The following is a 15,020-nucleotide window of genomic DNA, read 5'->3' on the forward strand; positions in this document are numbered from 1 at the left end:
AACGATATCTCCCCTCGTTATTAGTTACGTAATGGCTTTCCTTTTACAAGCATGTGCTGCATTCTTGCTTGTGATTTCATCTCACTTACTAAGCTAATAAATGCTTCACGTTCTACATCTAATAAATACTGCTCATCAACTTCTGTTCCGTACGGCACTTTTCCGCCCGCAATGACATATGCAAGTTTCTTCGCAATGTGAAGATCATGTTCAGAAATGTAACCTGATAAATGCATTGCTTCTGCACCAAGTACAAGCGTTGCATAGCCTGTTTCACCAACAACTGGTATCTTTTTACGAATCGGCGCTTTATAACCCGTTTCATATAAAGAAAGTGCCTTTTGTTTCGCATCATATAGTAAGTGATCACCATTCACACTAATACCGTCTTTATCGCCTAAGAAATTGTTAGAGACAGCTTCTTGCGCTGATGTAGAAACTTTCGCCATCGCTACGGATTCGAATACTTTATTCGCAACTTTTTGTAAGTCGAATTCTACACCGTTTGCCATTTTGTTTAAGTGTTTAATGTATAGCTCTTTGTTACCGCCTCCGCCAGGGATTAAGCCAACACCTACTTCTACTAAGCCCATATATGTTTCGCTAGAAGCTTGAATGCTCGCTGCTGGTAAACAAACTTCTGTACCGCCGCCAAGCGTCATACCATATGGCGCTGCTACAACTGGCTTAGAAGAATACTTAATTTTCGTCATTGCATCTTGGAAGTTTTTCACAACCCACTCAATTTCAAAGTAGTTGTCGTCTTGTGCTTCCATTAAGATCATTGCAAGGTTCGCACCAACGCAGAAGTTCTTCGATTGGTTTCCGATAACAAGACCTTTATAATTTTTCTCTACTTCATCAACAGCGTAGTTAATCATTTGCGTAATATCCATACCGATTGCATTACTCTTCGAATGGAATTCTAAGCAAAGGATGCCGTCGCCTAAATCAATTAAGCTCGCTCCGCTATTTTTCTTTAACACACCGTTTTTCGCTTTTAATTGCTTAAGCGAAATTGCTTTTTTGTTACGTTCGATTAGCTTATATTCACCATTGTCGTAATAGTAGCTATCACCATTATCATGTTTATAGAAAGTAGCAAAACCTTTCTCTACCATTTCTTTCACCCAAGCAGGAACAACTGCGCCGTTTTCTTCCATCTTTTGAACGGACTTTTCAACGCCAATTGCATCCCAAATTTCAAATGGACCTTGCTCCCAGCCGAAGCCCCATTTCATCGCTTGGTCAATTGCAACGATATCGTCAGCAATTTCTTTATGAAGTTTTGCAGAGTATAAAAGAGTTGGTGTGATAATGTTCCATAACAGCTCTCCTGCGCGATCTTTCGCGTATACAAGCGCTTTCAATTTATTCGCTAATCCTTTTTCTTGCTTACTTAACTCGATGGATGCAGCTTTTAATTTTTTGCGCGCTCCATATTCCATCGTTTCTGGATTTAATTCTAAAATTTCTTTTCCTTGTTTTAAGAAGAAGCCTTGACCCGTTTTACTTCCAAGCCATTTTTTATCAAGCATGTCATGCATGAAAGCAGGTACTTTAAATACATCGCGCTCTTCTTCTTGTACATTTTCATATACGTTATTTGCAACGTGTACAAATGTATCTAAACCAACAACATCTAATGTGCGGAACGTTGCGCTCTTCGGACGACCAATTAATGGACCTGTTACAGAGTCAACTTCTCCAATGCTATAGCCACGCTTAATCATTTCTTGAAGCGTTACAAGCAAGCCATACGTACCAATGCGGTTTCCAATAAAGTTTGGTGTATCTTTTGCGATAACAACGCCTTTTCCAAGAACGTCTTCGCCAAATAGTTTCATGAAGCTTAATACTTGTGGATCAGTTTCTTTCGTCGGTATTACCTCTAGAAGTTTTAAATATCGTGGTGGGTTAAAAAAGTGTGTTCCTAAGAAGTGTTTCTGGAAGTCGTCTGAACGACCTTCTGCCATTTTTTCAACGGAAATGCCTGATGTATTTGAGCTCACAATTGAGCCTGATTTACGAACAGCATCTACTTTTTCAAATAGTTTCTTCTTTATATCTAAGTTTTCAACTACTACTTCAATAATCCAATCTACATCAGCAAGACGCTCAAGATCATCTTCAAAGTTACCTGCTTCAATCAGCGCTAGATTACCTTTCACTGTCAGAGGAGCTGGTTTTTGCTTTACTAGTTTTTGCAAAGCCGTGTTACTAAAACGATTTCTCACACTTTTATGTTCTAATGTAAGTCCCTTCGCTTCTTCTTCCTTCGTAAGCGCCGGTGGTACAATATCAAGCAATAATGTCGGAATACCAATATTAGCTAAGTGTGCCGCAATCCCTGAACCCATTACGCCTGAACCTAGAACAGCAGCCTTTTTAATTTGGAACATCCATTTCTCCCCCTATTCTTGAATGAATGCTCATTCAATTTTTCGACATAAGTCGCAATCAATGAGTGAGCCTCTACTAATAAATATATGATACAGTTTGAATTTTCGCAATATATTTATTGATAAAATTTTCTGAAATAAATATATTTCTTTCATTTGGCTATGCTATACATGTGTATTTTCTTTATTAAAATGCACTTTTCCTTTTTTATAATCTGACGAAACTGGAGGAATATATATGGCAAAACTTAAGAAGAACCCTTCAAAAGCTGGAATTAGCGCAGCAAGTGTAACTGGAAATGCCGGTCCGCATAATCACGGTGTTGAAAAAGGGCGTCAAGGTAATAACCAACAATATAAGAAGCACAATATGGGCGAAAAATAACGCTATATTTTTGGGCAGAGAACGTGGCATAATGATTAATGGCTGCTTTTTCTGCCCAATTTATTTGTACATATGGAAAACAAAAGAGGGAACGACGATGAAACGAACAGTAATTATGATTGTAATGATCGCCACACTATTTACAGGGATGATTTTCTTCTCTTATGCACAACGGCAACAAGTTGTAAGAGCAGATCAGCCTAACATTACTGGGCAATACGGGATTACAATCGATGCAGACACAGGTGAAACTTTGTATGGAAAACGGGAAGATGAACGCTCTTATCCCGCTAGTATAGGGAAAATGATGACTACCTTACTCTTACTAGAGAATGTAAAAGAAGATGAAGAAATTACGGTTACAGCGAATGCGATTAAAACGGAAAGTCAAAGTAAGAAGATTAAGCTTCGCGCGGGTGAAAAGTTAAAACGTGATGAGGCATTAAAACTTATGCTTATTATTAGTGCAGACCCAATCGCTGAGTCAATCGCTGAACATATTGCGGGATCAAAAGAAGAGTTTGTGAAAATGATGAATGCTAGAGCGAAGGAACTTGGTACAAAGCATGCGACTTTCAAAAACGCAAGTGGTGCTGATGCACTTGGAAATAAAGTATCACCTTATGACATTGCTATTATTACGAAAGAAGCATTAAAGTATCCAATTGTTTTAGATTATATGAACTCAACACGTACTACTCTACATACTTCAGAGCGCTCTCCAAACATTGCAAACTATGGACGAGAAGAACTATATGACGATTCATATGCCATTGGAAGTAAAAGCGGTTTATCAGCACTCGGAAAATACACAGTCGTAACAGTTGATGAAAAAGACGGTAAACGCGTCATTAACGTCGTGTTATCTTCTACTCGTACACAGCTATACCCTGATACGAAGAAAATGGCGAACTACGCATTTCAGCAATTAAAATAACCAAGGAGTATTTTCTCCTTGGTTATTTTTTGATCATACCTTTTAATACGAACGCAACGTTTGCTGGACGTTCTGCTAGACGGCGCATGAAATAGCCATACCAGTCGTTTCCATAAGGTACGTAAACGCGCATTTTGTAGCCTTCTTTTACTAGCTCAAGTTGACGCTCTGTACGAATACCAAATAACATCTGGAATTCAAATTGATCCCTTGGAATGTTGTGTTCTTCGGCAAGTTTTTTTGTATATTCAATAATCGCTTCGTCATGTGAAGCAATTGCAGTGTAATTTCCATTTAATAAGTGCATTTTAATAATTTTTTTATAATTGTCATCTACATCTTTCTTTTCCGGGAACGCTACTTCTTCAGGTTCTTTATAGGCCCCTTTTACAAGACGTAAATTAGGATTGTAAGCGTTTAAATCTTCCATATCCTTTTCTGTACGATATAAGTAAGCTTGAATAACAGTACCAATATTATCGTATTCAGATTTTAATTGTTTAAAGATATCAATTGTTTTCCCGCAGCGCGTATAGTCTTCCATATCAATTGTAATAAACACACCATTTTCTTTTCCAGCTTCTAAAATACGGCGCATATTGTTCATTACGATTTCGTCAGAGATATCTAATCCCATAGAAGTCATCTTTAAAGAAAGCTGCGAATTAAGACCTTCTCTTCCAATTGCACGAATCGCTTCAATCGATTCGCTAGCCATTTCATTTGCTTCCGCTTCGTTATCAACGAATTCACCTAAATAATCGATTGTTACACAAAGACCTTGCTTATTTAATGCTTTAATTGCAGCTGTCGCTAATTCAATCGTTTCCCCTGCGACGAAGCGACCTGCACCAAAGCGTAAACCGTACTTTTTAGCCAGTTTTGTTAGCGCTTTATTTTTAGATAAGAAAAGAAACGAATTTCGCATTAATTGTTCCATGTAATTCACCCCTATGACTATAATTTATCTGTTTTTTACCCCTCTTCGAAATTATATCACTGTTTAAAATTATTTGATACAAATAATTATTTAGATAATTTATAAAATACTATCAAAACATTTAAAACCCTATATTCTCGTTTGTAAATATGAAGAAAATATTTTTCGACATTCAGAAAAAACGGGTTTACTAGGGAAAAAATGAGCATGCCGAAAATATTCGACATGCTCACAAAACCATTTATATTTCATGTAAATTATATGAGGATATTAATAGCAAAAACTTGAGGTAACATTATCTCAAGCCTTCTTACTTCTCATTTCGCTTCTCATCATTCAGCTTTTTAATATTCGTAATTAACTGTACCATCTCTTCTTTTGCATCTGGATACGTCTCATTCCAATGTTTCACTAAAGCTGGCATCGTCTTAGCCATATAAGAATAAAGTGCCCATTTCTGTACCTGCTCTTTACGCTCTTCGTCGCTCTCTCCAAGTAATAGTTCCGTGTATTTCTCTAGCAAGCCATCAAACTGCTCATTAAACTTTTCACTCATCTTATTTTCCTCCTATATGAAAAAAGCAGCGAAAATCGCTGCTTCTTCTTATAATTTTGATCGAACAGAGTTTAATTTCTTCTCCATCGTACTTACTTTATCACGACGATCATCGATACGAATTGTTGTCGCAACGCGCTGTGCACCTTTCGTATATGGAACTTCATGCATTTGTTGAATGACTTCTAAAATGACAGGAAGATCCCCTTCAATTACTGTATTCATCGGTGTTAATTGATACTTCACGCGATCTGCATTTTTCTCTAGCACCTTTTGTACTTCTGCTACATATTCACTAACACTTGGATTACCTGTTCCTACTGGAATAATCGATACGTCAACAATTGCCATAATAATCTTCCTCCTATAACTGATTCTTATATATCCATTATCTATTTTACCGAAATCCTCATCATTTTACTAATACGTTACTCTTCTACTTTAAACTGCTCAACCACTCTCTCTAAGTCCTGCATATTCTCTGTCAAACTTTCCATCGTATGAGCTACTTTTTCTAAATGATTCACTTGTGACTCAGTTGCTGCATTTACCTCTTCAGAAACAGCCGCGCTCTCTTGACTTGTGCTAGCAATTGTTTGCATAACTTCTGTAATGTCTTCTTGCTCGTGACCTATGTTATTTACCTCTTCTACAATTTTTCCAACTGATGTACTAATTGTGCTTACAACTGACATAATTGTGCGGAATTCAGCCTCTGCCTCTGTCGTAACTTTTTTTTGTACATCCGCAATGTCTTTCAATTTACTTACAACTTCTACAACTCGTTTTACTTCTAACTGCACATCGCTAATCATTATTGCAATCTCACTCGTTGCCTCTTTTGATTGTTCAGCTAATTTTCGAACCTCTTCCGCAACAACAGCAAAGCCCTTACCTTGCTCACCTGCACGTGCTGCTTCAATTGAAGCATTTAAAGCCAGTAAATTCGTTTGATCCGAAAGACCTTTTATAAGTTCTACCACATTTTGAATCGATCCAACCCTTTGCTCTAACTTACCTGATGCTTCTTCCGTATGAACAACGATAGAAGATGATTGTTCTCTTGTACGAACTAAATTCCGCATCGTATTGAGTCCCTGCTTAGATGCTTCTTCCGCCTTGCCAGTCACTCCCTTTATTTCACCAACGGAACTATTCATTTCTTCCATCGACTGCGCCATATTTTCAAGTTGCGCTGAAACCTCCTCTACACTATTAGCAAGAGTAGACGCGCCTCCGCTCACATCATCCATTGCACCTGAAACTTCTCTACTAGCTGCTACAGTTTCATTCGTTAAATAATTCAGATTGTGAGTCGATTGCTGTACTGTCGATACACTATTTTTAATTTTACTTACCATTTCATTCATTTGCTCAACCATATCATTAAAGTGAGTCGTAAGCGTACCAACCTCATCTTTACTTGCCACCTTCATTTGTAGTGTTAAATCACCTTCCGCTACTTTTTGAACGTGATTTGTTAATAGTTGTAATGGTCTTGCTAATCTTCTTGAGAATATATATGATGCAACTATTCCAATTAATAAACTTATACACGCCGTTAAAATAACCGTATTTCTTGTTTCTATTAGTAAGTTATCAATGGACTCTTTCGGATATACAATCCCGATTTTCCATTTCATCTTATCAAACAATTGACTATAGGCTACTACATCTTTTCCGCCTAATGTCGCCGCTGCAAATTTCGTTTCATCTTTATTTAAACTTTTAACAAGTGGTTCTTTCGAAACATCTTTTCCTACCTTCTCTGGGTACACAATGGCAATATTTTTATCATTTATAATAAACATTTCTCCGCCATTATTATATTGAATATTATGGAGTAGCTTTTGAATCGTCCCTAGTGATACATCCATTGCTACAACACCTAACACAGAACCATCTTGCCTGACAATGGCTTTTGAAACTCCAATACTTAACTTACCTGTCGCGATTTCATATTGTGGTTGTCCCCAAATAATCGATTTTGTATCTGCTTCGGATGTTTTATACCACGGACGACTTGTTGGATCATATCCTTCAGGTACTTTTCCCCCATCAGCAAGATTTGCACTCAACGTTTTTTTATCTTTCGTCCCTATGTAGACATCTAAAATATCAGGATGATTCTTTTTAAACCTTGAAAATTCCTTTAAAATAAAACTCTCCTCTTCTGGAGTAACCCCATCTTGTAGCATGTTTTGAATATCATCATGAGTTCCATAATGCCCCATATCTTCTTCAATTCGCTGCATAAATGCAGTTAACTGCTCTGTCACAAGATCCATCGTATTTTCAGAATACTGGTCTAAGGAGTGCGTTTCTTTCTCTTTTTGCAATTGATACACAGCTGTACCTAATATTACAAACATCATAGAAATAAGCACCGAAAATACTACCGCAATTTTTAATCGTAAACTTCTCAACATCTTCCCTCAAGCATCCCCTTCTCGATGAATTTAATTGCATTAATCACTATATTAAGTATAATAGATAAATCTAAAAGCTCAATCTATATAGTTTAAAAAATTGAAATTTATTCTCATTTCAATCAACTTAGTTAGTATCGTAACACTTGTGTAAACACAAATAGTTCATTATCCTTAAACTATAATCTCATTCGTTCGGAGGGAACTATGCTACAAAAATTCGGTTTCTCACAATATGAAAGCCAAGCTTATGAAGTTGTCGTATCAAGCAATGACCCATTAGATGCAACAACTATCGTTAAACATTCAGGTGTTCCAAAAGCAAAAATATACGAAGTGTTAGCACGACTCATTGATAAAGGGATGGTAATGGATTCTGTTTCTGAAAAGAAAAAATTGTATACAGCATTACCACTCAAGCTAGCAATTGAAAAGTTAACGACAGAATTCCAATCTAATATTCAAGAACTTGAAAATAATATTTCTAAAAAGTCATTTACAGATGACCGCGTTTGGAGTTTAAAAATGCAGTCTTCTATTAAAGTACAAAGTAGGCAACTTATAGAAGATGCCAAAGAATCCATACGTATCTCAGCATGGAACGATACCCTTTTAGAATATCTTCCTTTACTAGAACAAAAAGCAAAACAAGGCGTCAAAATCGAGTCCCTCATAGTTGGAAAAGTAAAAACAGAGTTAGAAAACATGCATTTTCTAATCCCAACTGAAGAACCTAACGCATTAGAGCGTTATTTACTACTTATCGTTGACGACCGCGAAATTTTATTTGCTGGTGTAGAGCGAGAATCATGGCAAGCGATGAAAACAATGTCACAACCTTTCGTGAAGTTCTTTACGGAGTTCTTCTATCACGACGTTGCACTTGCGAAGATTACAGAGAAGCACCATGATCTCTTTATGGAAGATGAGGAAATTAAGAGTTTGTTGATGAAGTTGAGATATTAAAAAAAACGCCTTTATTTCAAGGCGTTTTTTTCTACATTTCTTTTCTATTTTTCAACCTTAACACATATGCACCAGCAATAATAAAACCAATTCCTAGAATAAATAAGAGCGCAAACTCTTCCGTACCACCTGTCATTGGTAAACGAACTTCATCCTTAGCAGGCTTTTCTATTGCCTTCACATCATCTATAGAAGGTTTTACTTCTACACTCGGTGTTTGAGGCTGATCCGGTTTAGGAGTTGTGGAAGGTTTCTCTTCTTTCCTATTCTTTACAGTATGTTTAATAATTTCTCCATTCTCTTTTATTTCAAATGAGAACGTCTCTTCATTTACTACGTAACCATTCGGTGCTATTGTTTCTTTATACGTATACTTTCCGTATGGTAGTTTGAATTTCGCTACACCTTGCTCATTCGTTTTTCCTTTTACTACTTCTTTCCCTTGCTCGTTATAAATTGTAAACTCTGCATTTGGTAATTTCGTATTCCCATCCGCTACATCTACTTTTGTTATTTCTAGTTCACCTTTTATATTTTCATTTTTTAATTCTAAGACAGCTGTTTCACCAGTTTTCACCTCAATTTTTTTAACAGCATTGTCTAACACATACCCGGCCGGCGCTTGAATTTCTTTCACGCTATATATACCGATAGGAAGATTTCCTAACTCCGCAATCCCCTTATCATTTGTAGTAACATTTTGTTTAAAGTTTTCATTAGAGACTTCAAACACAGCTCCTTTTAATACTTCCTTCTGCTCTCCTAATTTCATAATCTTTAAAGATCCTACCGATTCCCAGTTTACGATTAAATCTGTACTGATTTTCTCACTATTTCTTTGTAACAATACCGTTGTGTTTTGAATTTTTTCCGAGCCCTTAAAAGCTATTGCTTGTAAATTTGTTAAAGTAGATTTCACTTTCATTTTAAAATTCCCACTAATCGTATCTTTCGGAATTAAAATTTTGAATTTTTCATTAATTGATAATGTACTTTTCTCTTCTCCTCTTTCATTTACAATTCTAATACCTTTAGGAGCATTTTCAGGAAGAATTGTATAGGAACCAGACACTGCATTTGTTTGAATTGCATAAAACGCTGTTTCTAAATAATCACCTTTTTGCATTGCAGTTTGTGGATCTATAGGATTAACTTTAAAAAATACATCTTGTGATTCGGTTTCTTTTTTTGAAGCCTCTACTAAACGCTTCATAAGATTATGTACTTGTTCATTTTTTGCAACTAAATCTTCTTCAGTTAATTCATTTGATGCAATCCATACTGCTAATTGTGTAGCATAATGCGCTTCTTCCGTTGTCGCTACACCTAATTCAGATGGGCTTTTTTGAGGATACCCATTAACTAAAACACGATATACAGCATCAGATGTTTTTCCCATCTCAGGTAAATCCTCTCCATTAGGAGAACGTAAATCAGGCGTTAAACAATAAGCAATACTACCCGAAGCTGTTTTAATTATTTCCGTCTTTATTTCACGATCTTTTGCTTTACTATAACTCCAATCCATTTCATACTTTTCTCTGTTCATTACTTCTGCTTTTACTTGTGGCATCGCAATTCCTAATAAAATAATAAGAGCACTTAAAAAACTAAACCATTTTCCTACCATCTTTCGTTCCATTCTCTCCACCACCATATATAAATTTCTACATGAAGCAATCTTACTGTTTCATTGTACTTATAGTGAAAAAAAGAGAATAGGTGGTTTTTTGGTAGTATCTTGTCGAATTGTTGAGAAATTTAAACGAATAAACTGCGAATTTTGAATTTCTCATTTTCATTTGACTATTGATAAATAAAGATAATTTGTGCTCAGCCCTTTAAACATAATAAAAAGGCACTTTCAAAAGTACCTTTCAAATTTGCTAAAATTATATTTCTTTATATCTGTATATATATATTTAAAAATAACTACTATTACTTATTTTTCTCCTTTATCTCCGTCAACAACTCAATAATCTTCTCATTTTGCTCCACTTGCTTCTCTGAATTTTGATAGATGAAACGAATCCATCTAAATACAAAAATAATAAGAAATAATGGGACTAACGAAATTAGAAAACCAATAATTGAAAAATTAGACTCCATATGCTATCACCTCGCTATATACTCCCTTCTCCATTTTTCTACTAACCCCTGCAATTTTTTACAAATAAAGAAGAACCTATCATAAGATAGATTCTTCTTTCGCAAACTGATTCGAGCGTCCTCTCGTAATAGAGAAAATCGCACAAAGCAGTGCCAATATAATGAAAACGCCACCTACCCAAGCGTTATATATAACAGATGATCTTTCAATAACAACTCCGCCCACTGTTGAACCGAGTGCAATCCCTAAATGAAGTGCAGAGTTATTTAAACCTTGCTGAATACCAGCTGATTCTGGTGCAATTTCAATTAAATAGTTTTGCTGCGCTGGTGAAATCGCCCAGCTCAGCATACTCCACAGTCCCATCATAATGATGAAGAGCGGGAATGAGAATGTCATCATCGGCAACATAAAGATTGCACATGCAAATACGATAATGATGGAAATAATACTTTTCTTCGATCCCCATTTATCAGCAAGCCAGCCGCCAAGGCCACCTCCAAGTACCGCTGCAATTCCGAAAATGAAGTAAAACACACTAATCCAATTTGCTTCAACATGCATGACATCTTTTAAAAACGGCGTTAAATATGCGTATAGCGTTAAATGACCTGTTAAAAATAAAAATGATGTTAACTGTGCACTTACAATTTTTTTATCCTTTAACGTAGCGATTTGTTCTCTTATTGATAATACCGATGTCGGTGGTACTTTCGTTAAGAATAATGAAATACAAGCAATCGCCATAACAGTTAATATTGAAATTAATACAAATGGTGCACGCCATCCATATGCATTTCCGAGTACAAGACCGAGCGGTACTCCAAGTACGAGTGATCCACTAATACCCATGAAAATGATTCCAATTGCACGCGCACGAAAATGCGGCTCTACTACACTAGAAGCAAGTGTTACCGATAGTGCAATAATAAGCGATCCACTCGCTGCACAAATTACTCTCGAGAACATTAACATCCCGTAATTCACACTAAATGCCGAAATGATATTTCCAATTAAGAAAATTGATAATGCCACAACATACAATTTCTTTCTTTCAAACTTGCCTGTTAATGCTAATAAAACTGGCCCTGATAGAGCGAATACTACTGAAAATATTGTAATAAGCTGACCAGCTGCACTAATCGACACACCTAAATCATTGGCAACTAAATCAAGCGTTCCTCCTATAATTAGCTCAACCGTTCCGACTACAAAAGCCGCAATAGCTAAAATATACACACGAAAATTCAAGTCTTTCCCCACACTTTCTCTTTTGGTTACTACTGTTATAGTAACCAAAAGAGAAAGTGGACGCAAGTACAATTTTTTTACAGCAAAAAAGCAGGCGTATTATACGCCTGCCCTTCAATCATTAAACTCCAGTTTCTTTTTTCTTATTTAAGTACCAATACACCGGAAGTCCAGTAAATACAATTCCAATTGATAAGAAGCAACTTACCGGATCGTTAATAATCGCACTTCCAAGTACAAATAACGATCCTAAAATCGCAACGATTGGTACAATCGGGAATAACGGTACACTATATGCACGCTCTTTATCCTTGTTACGCTTTCTTAAAATGAAGACACCTATAAATGTCATTACATAGAAAATATAAATAATGAATACGGAAATCTCAGATAGCTTATTCGGATCACTAATAAGCATTAAAATAATTCCTAATATGATTTCAACAGTAATCGCATTCGCTGGTGTTTTAAACTTCTCGTGTGCCTTTGCGATAAACTTAGAAAACGGAAGGTGTCCACGCTCTGCCATCGACATCGGAATACGTGGGAACGTTAAAATCTTTCCATTTAAACAGCCGAAAATAGAAATGATAATACCAATACTAATAATTTTCCCGCCATATTCTCCAAGTAACATGCCCGCAGCTGTCGCCGTTGCGTTTTCTCCAAGGTCCACAATTTTCGCTGCTGGTAATACATTTAGTAACGCTAAGTTAATTAATACGTAAGCAGCTGTTACAATTAAAATCCCAATTGTCATTGCCTTTGGTAATAACTTTGTTGGGTTCTTCATTTCTCCGCCAATAGAAGCAAGTAAAATCCAACCATCATAGGCAAATAAAGTTGCTAAAATTGCCATCCCGATACTTTGATTTTCTGATATCGGTACAACTACGTTGAAGATATCACTATTCCCTTTCCAAAACCCTAGCACAACAATTAATATAATTGGAATCATCTTCCCAACTGTCGTAACCGTTTGGACGATGCCCCCATATTTTGTTCCCAAACTATTTATAACGCCTAGGAACACAACTGTTCCAATTGCGATTGGTAAATTCCAGACTTTATCTAAATAGAAAAAATTGATCATTAAAGAACTAAAATACAAACCTAACGTTCCAATAATAGCTGGTCCATAAACAATTGTTTGCATCCAGCCAGATAAATACCCCCAAAAACTTCCGTAAATCTCCTCTAAATACGTATACAACCCACCATTTTTCGGAATTTGCGCTCCAATTTCGGCTACTGTTAAACCACTTGCTAACGTCAACAGACCGCCAATTACCCAAGCAAAAATAGCCATATTAGAACTCCCTGAGTAATCTAATACGCTCCCTGGTTTCATAAACACACCAGACCCAATAATAGTTCCTACTACGATAGAAAGTGCCACTGTTAAACCAATTTTGTTTTTCTCATCATGATGCATGCTGCGTATCCTCCTTCCAATTCTAGTGTGATGCAAAAATGAAATAAAAAAACACTCCTCCCTAAAAAAGGGACGAGTGTTGTATTCGTGGTTCCACCCTTGTTTCAATTAGTAAAGTGACACACTTCACCAATTTCTCAAGTCTAAATAACGGTTTTTGCCGGCAAGCAATTACTAGATATCCGTTCACTGCTGCAGTTCAGAGGTGGTAATCGATTTTCCCGTATTAGGAAGCTCACAGCCAAAGGCCTCCCTCTCTGAGAATCGTAAAAAATTGATCATATCCTCATCATCACTTCTTGATGTCGAATTTTGTAGTTATTGTTCATTATATTGAATTGTTAGAAAAAATCAATATATTTTTTTATATAACATAAGAAATATTCCTCTCCTTATATTATAACAGAAGTTACCATTTTTCTCTAACTTCCTAAAAAATGGTATAATCCATATAGGAGGTGTACTAATAATGATTGCTATTTTTTGTATCATCGCTACGGTTCTTTCTTTTATATTCGCTATCATGTATCGATATAAGTATCCTGGTTACAGTATTTTAGCAGTAGCCATTATACCAGCCGCTTCCTTCTATATATTAGGTAAATACCAATATACTGAAGTGTTTGTCGGTTTTGCAATCTTCTACTACATCTTTGGATACATACTAACAATGAAAAAGATTTCAATGAATCATTAAAAGGGACCGATTTCTGCTTACAGAAATCGGTCCTCGCATGTATCATATCCCTCGGTTGCCCACGCGAAAGATACGACATAGTTCAATTATTTATCTTCATTTTTCATAAAAAATTTATGATTTGGAAGATCAACATTCAATTCCTCTAGTTTTTTCTTTTCATTCTCTAAAATTGCTTTCGCTTTTTCTTTTGTCGCTTCATCTAATCCCGTAAAGATGTCTTCATGCTTCTCTTTCTCTGGGAGGTTTACGCCTAACTCTTTCAATTTCTCTTTCACTTGCTCACGAGTTAATGCTCCAGACTTCCCTTGCTCTAAAATCGACTTCGCTTTTTCTTTCGTCGCCTCATCTAAGTTTGCAAACATGTCCTTGTGCTTACCTTTCTCTGGTAAGTTTACGCCTAACTCTTTCAACTTCTCTTTCACTTGCTCACGAGTTAATGTTCCAGACTTCCCTTGCTCTAAAATCGATTTCGCTTTTTCTTTCGTCGCCTCATCTAAGTTTGTAAACATGTCCTTGTGCTTACCTTTCTCTGGAAGGTTTACGCCTAACTCTTTCAATTTCTCTTTCACTTGCTCACGAGTTAATGTTCCAGACTTCCCTTGCTCTAAAATCGACTTCGCTTTTTCTTTCGCCTGATCATCTAATCCCGCAAACATTTCCTTGCGATTACCCTTCTCTGGGAATTTCACACCTAGTTCCTCTAACTGTTTCTTTGTATCGTCCATAATCGTTTTTACTTTTTGTTTTGTCGCCTCATCTAAATTCTTCTTTGCAGTTCCTTTTGTAACTTGCTCAGCTGCTGGAGTATTAGTTGCCGCAAACGCTGGTATGCAAGCTCCTCCTATAATTCCAAATGATAAAGCACCTGCAATTGCTACATACCCAAATGTTTTTTTCTTCATAGGAAAT

The 15,020-nt window shown here is 36.3% G+C and carries 13 protein-coding genes, 1 pseudogene and 1 other annotated feature; of the genes and pseudogenes, 4 read left to right on the forward strand and 10 right to left on the reverse strand.

Annotated features, from left to right (window positions below; all coding sequences use genetic code 11):
• Positions 1 to 20 precede the first annotated feature (20 nt).
• A complete protein-coding gene (locus MHB76_RS23895; protein WP_016106546.1) occupies positions 21 to 2,402 on the reverse strand; it encodes a 3-hydroxyacyl-CoA dehydrogenase/enoyl-CoA hydratase family protein in 2,382 nt (793 codons plus the stop codon).
• Between the two features lie 238 nt (positions 2,403 to 2,640).
• On the opposite strand from MHB76_RS23895, the gene MHB76_RS23900 reads away from it, so the two are divergent.
• Both MHB76_RS23900 and MHB76_RS23905 read left to right on the forward strand, forming a co-directional pair.
• Positions 2,641 to 2,787 (forward strand): YuzL family protein, encoded by a 147-nt coding sequence (locus MHB76_RS23900; RefSeq protein WP_001096344.1) that lies wholly within the window; start codon positions 2,641 to 2,643, stop codon positions 2,785 to 2,787.
• A gap of 97 nt (positions 2,788 to 2,884) precedes the next feature.
• Entirely contained in the window at positions 2,885 to 3,724 is an 840-nt protein-coding gene (locus tag MHB76_RS23905) for a D-alanyl-D-alanine carboxypeptidase family protein (RefSeq protein ID WP_340987857.1), read from the forward strand.
• 22 nt (positions 3,725 to 3,746) lie between these two features.
• Here the strand turns inward: MHB76_RS23905 and MHB76_RS23910 are convergent, their stop codons facing one another.
• From MHB76_RS23910 to MHB76_RS23925, 4 genes are all read right to left on the reverse strand, one after another.
• Positions 3,747 to 4,664 (reverse strand): proline dehydrogenase family protein, encoded by a 918-nt coding sequence (locus tag MHB76_RS23910; RefSeq protein ID WP_002112697.1) that lies wholly within the window; start codon positions 4,662 to 4,664, stop codon positions 3,747 to 3,749.
• A 310-nt stretch (positions 4,665 to 4,974) separates the two neighbouring features.
• Positions 4,975 to 5,220 carry a YusU family protein gene (locus MHB76_RS23915; RefSeq protein ID WP_088033224.1) on the reverse strand — a complete coding sequence of 82 codons (246 nt, stop codon included), beginning with the start codon at positions 5,218 to 5,220 and terminating at the stop codon, positions 4,975 to 4,977.
• A gap of 48 nt (positions 5,221 to 5,268) precedes the next feature.
• Complete coding sequence (locus MHB76_RS23920) at positions 5,269 to 5,571, reverse strand: MTH1187 family thiamine-binding protein (protein WP_001018862.1); 303 nt, start codon at positions 5,569 to 5,571, stop codon at positions 5,269 to 5,271.
• 77 nt (positions 5,572 to 5,648) lie between these two features.
• Complete coding sequence (locus MHB76_RS23925; protein WP_340987860.1) at positions 5,649 to 7,649, reverse strand: methyl-accepting chemotaxis protein; 2,001 nt, start codon at positions 7,647 to 7,649, stop codon at positions 5,649 to 5,651.
• A 207-nt stretch (positions 7,650 to 7,856) separates the two neighbouring features.
• Between MHB76_RS23925 and MHB76_RS23930 the strand changes: the two genes are divergently transcribed.
• The gene (locus MHB76_RS23930) at positions 7,857 to 8,615 is read left to right on the forward strand and encodes a TrmB family transcriptional regulator (RefSeq protein WP_340987862.1); all 759 of its coding nucleotides are present in this window, start codon (positions 7,857 to 7,859) and stop codon (positions 8,613 to 8,615) included.
• A gap of 31 nt (positions 8,616 to 8,646) precedes the next feature.
• Here the strand turns inward: MHB76_RS23930 and MHB76_RS23935 are convergent, their stop codons facing one another.
• The 4 genes and pseudogenes from MHB76_RS23935 to MHB76_RS23950 all read right to left on the reverse strand — a co-directional run bounded on the left by MHB76_RS23935 (position 8,647) and on the right by MHB76_RS23950 (position 13,411).
• Positions 8,647 to 10,257: a SpaA isopeptide-forming pilin-related protein gene (locus tag MHB76_RS23935; protein WP_340987863.1), complete on the reverse strand. Its 1,611-nt coding sequence runs from the start codon at positions 10,255 to 10,257 to the stop codon at positions 8,647 to 8,649.
• A 296-nt stretch (positions 10,258 to 10,553) separates the two neighbouring features.
• A complete protein-coding gene (locus MHB76_RS23940) occupies positions 10,554 to 10,724 on the reverse strand; it encodes a hypothetical protein (RefSeq protein WP_199710693.1) in 171 nt (56 codons plus the stop codon).
• Between the two features lie 79 nt (positions 10,725 to 10,803).
• Positions 10,804 to 12,098: pseudogene (locus tag MHB76_RS23945) on the reverse strand (MFS transporter).
• Positions 12,098 to 13,411: an APC family permease gene (locus MHB76_RS23950; RefSeq protein ID WP_002159975.1), complete on the reverse strand. Its 1,314-nt coding sequence runs from the start codon at positions 13,409 to 13,411 to the stop codon at positions 12,098 to 12,100. The pseudogene MHB76_RS23945 and the gene MHB76_RS23950 overlap by 1 nt, the downstream one beginning before the upstream one ends.
• A 65-nt stretch (positions 13,412 to 13,476) precedes the next feature.
• Positions 13,477 to 13,713, reverse strand: a binding site (T-box leader).
• A gap of 167 nt (positions 13,714 to 13,880) precedes the next feature.
• Between MHB76_RS23950 and MHB76_RS23955 the strand changes: the two genes are divergently transcribed.
• The gene (locus MHB76_RS23955; RefSeq protein ID WP_199710699.1) at positions 13,881 to 14,108 is read left to right on the forward strand and encodes a hypothetical protein; all 228 of its coding nucleotides are present in this window, start codon (positions 13,881 to 13,883) and stop codon (positions 14,106 to 14,108) included.
• Between the two features lie 86 nt (positions 14,109 to 14,194).
• Here the strand turns inward: MHB76_RS23955 and MHB76_RS23960 are convergent, their stop codons facing one another.
• A complete protein-coding gene (locus MHB76_RS23960) occupies positions 14,195 to 15,013 on the reverse strand; it encodes a hypothetical protein (RefSeq protein WP_215572169.1) in 819 nt (272 codons plus the stop codon).
• Positions 15,014 to 15,020: the final 7 nt, after the last annotated feature.

It is taken from the genome of Bacillus sp. FSL M7-1345 (assembly GCF_038006985.1).
Taxonomy (GTDB): Bacteria; Bacillota; Bacilli; order Bacillales; family Bacillaceae_G; genus Bacillus_A; species Bacillus_A cereus_U.

What these genes read in the sequence shown, in the direction of transcription:
- MHB76_RS23960 (WP_215572169.1), bottom strand. Translation starts at nt 15,013, where the DNA reads ATGAAGAAAAAAACATTTGGGTATGTAGCAATTGCAGGTGCTTTATCA.
- MHB76_RS23935 (WP_340987863.1), bottom strand. Translation starts at nt 10,257, where the DNA reads ATGGAACGAAAGATGGTAGGAAAATGGTTTAGTTTTTTAAGTGCTCTT.
- MHB76_RS23925 (WP_340987860.1), bottom strand. Translation starts at nt 7,649, where the DNA reads ATGTTGAGAAGTTTACGATTAAAAATTGCGGTAGTATTTTCGGTGCTT.
- MHB76_RS23930 (WP_340987862.1), top strand. Translation starts at nt 7,857, where the DNA reads ATGCTACAAAAATTCGGTTTCTCACAATATGAAAGCCAAGCTTATGAA.
- MHB76_RS23920 (WP_001018862.1), bottom strand. Translation starts at nt 5,571, where the DNA reads ATGGCAATTGTTGACGTATCGATTATTCCAGTAGGAACAGGTAATCCA.
- MHB76_RS23910 (WP_002112697.1), bottom strand. Translation starts at nt 4,664, where the DNA reads ATGGAACAATTAATGCGAAATTCGTTTCTTTTCTTATCTAAAAATAAA.
- MHB76_RS23895 (WP_016106546.1), bottom strand. Translation starts at nt 2,402, where the DNA reads ATGTTCCAAATTAAAAAGGCTGCTGTTCTAGGTTCAGGCGTAATGGGT.
- MHB76_RS23955 (WP_199710699.1), top strand. Translation starts at nt 13,881, where the DNA reads ATGATTGCTATTTTTTGTATCATCGCTACGGTTCTTTCTTTTATATTC.
- MHB76_RS23900 (WP_001096344.1), top strand. Translation starts at nt 2,641, where the DNA reads ATGGCAAAACTTAAGAAGAACCCTTCAAAAGCTGGAATTAGCGCAGCA.
- MHB76_RS23950 (WP_002159975.1), bottom strand. Translation starts at nt 13,411, where the DNA reads ATGCATCATGATGAGAAAAACAAAATTGGTTTAACAGTGGCACTTTCT.
- MHB76_RS23915 (WP_088033224.1), bottom strand. Translation starts at nt 5,220, where the DNA reads ATGAGTGAAAAGTTTAATGAGCAGTTTGATGGCTTGCTAGAGAAATAC.
- MHB76_RS23940 (WP_199710693.1), bottom strand. Translation starts at nt 10,724, where the DNA reads ATGGAGTCTAATTTTTCAATTATTGGTTTTCTAATTTCGTTAGTCCCA.
- MHB76_RS23905 (WP_340987857.1), top strand. Translation starts at nt 2,885, where the DNA reads ATGAAACGAACAGTAATTATGATTGTAATGATCGCCACACTATTTACA.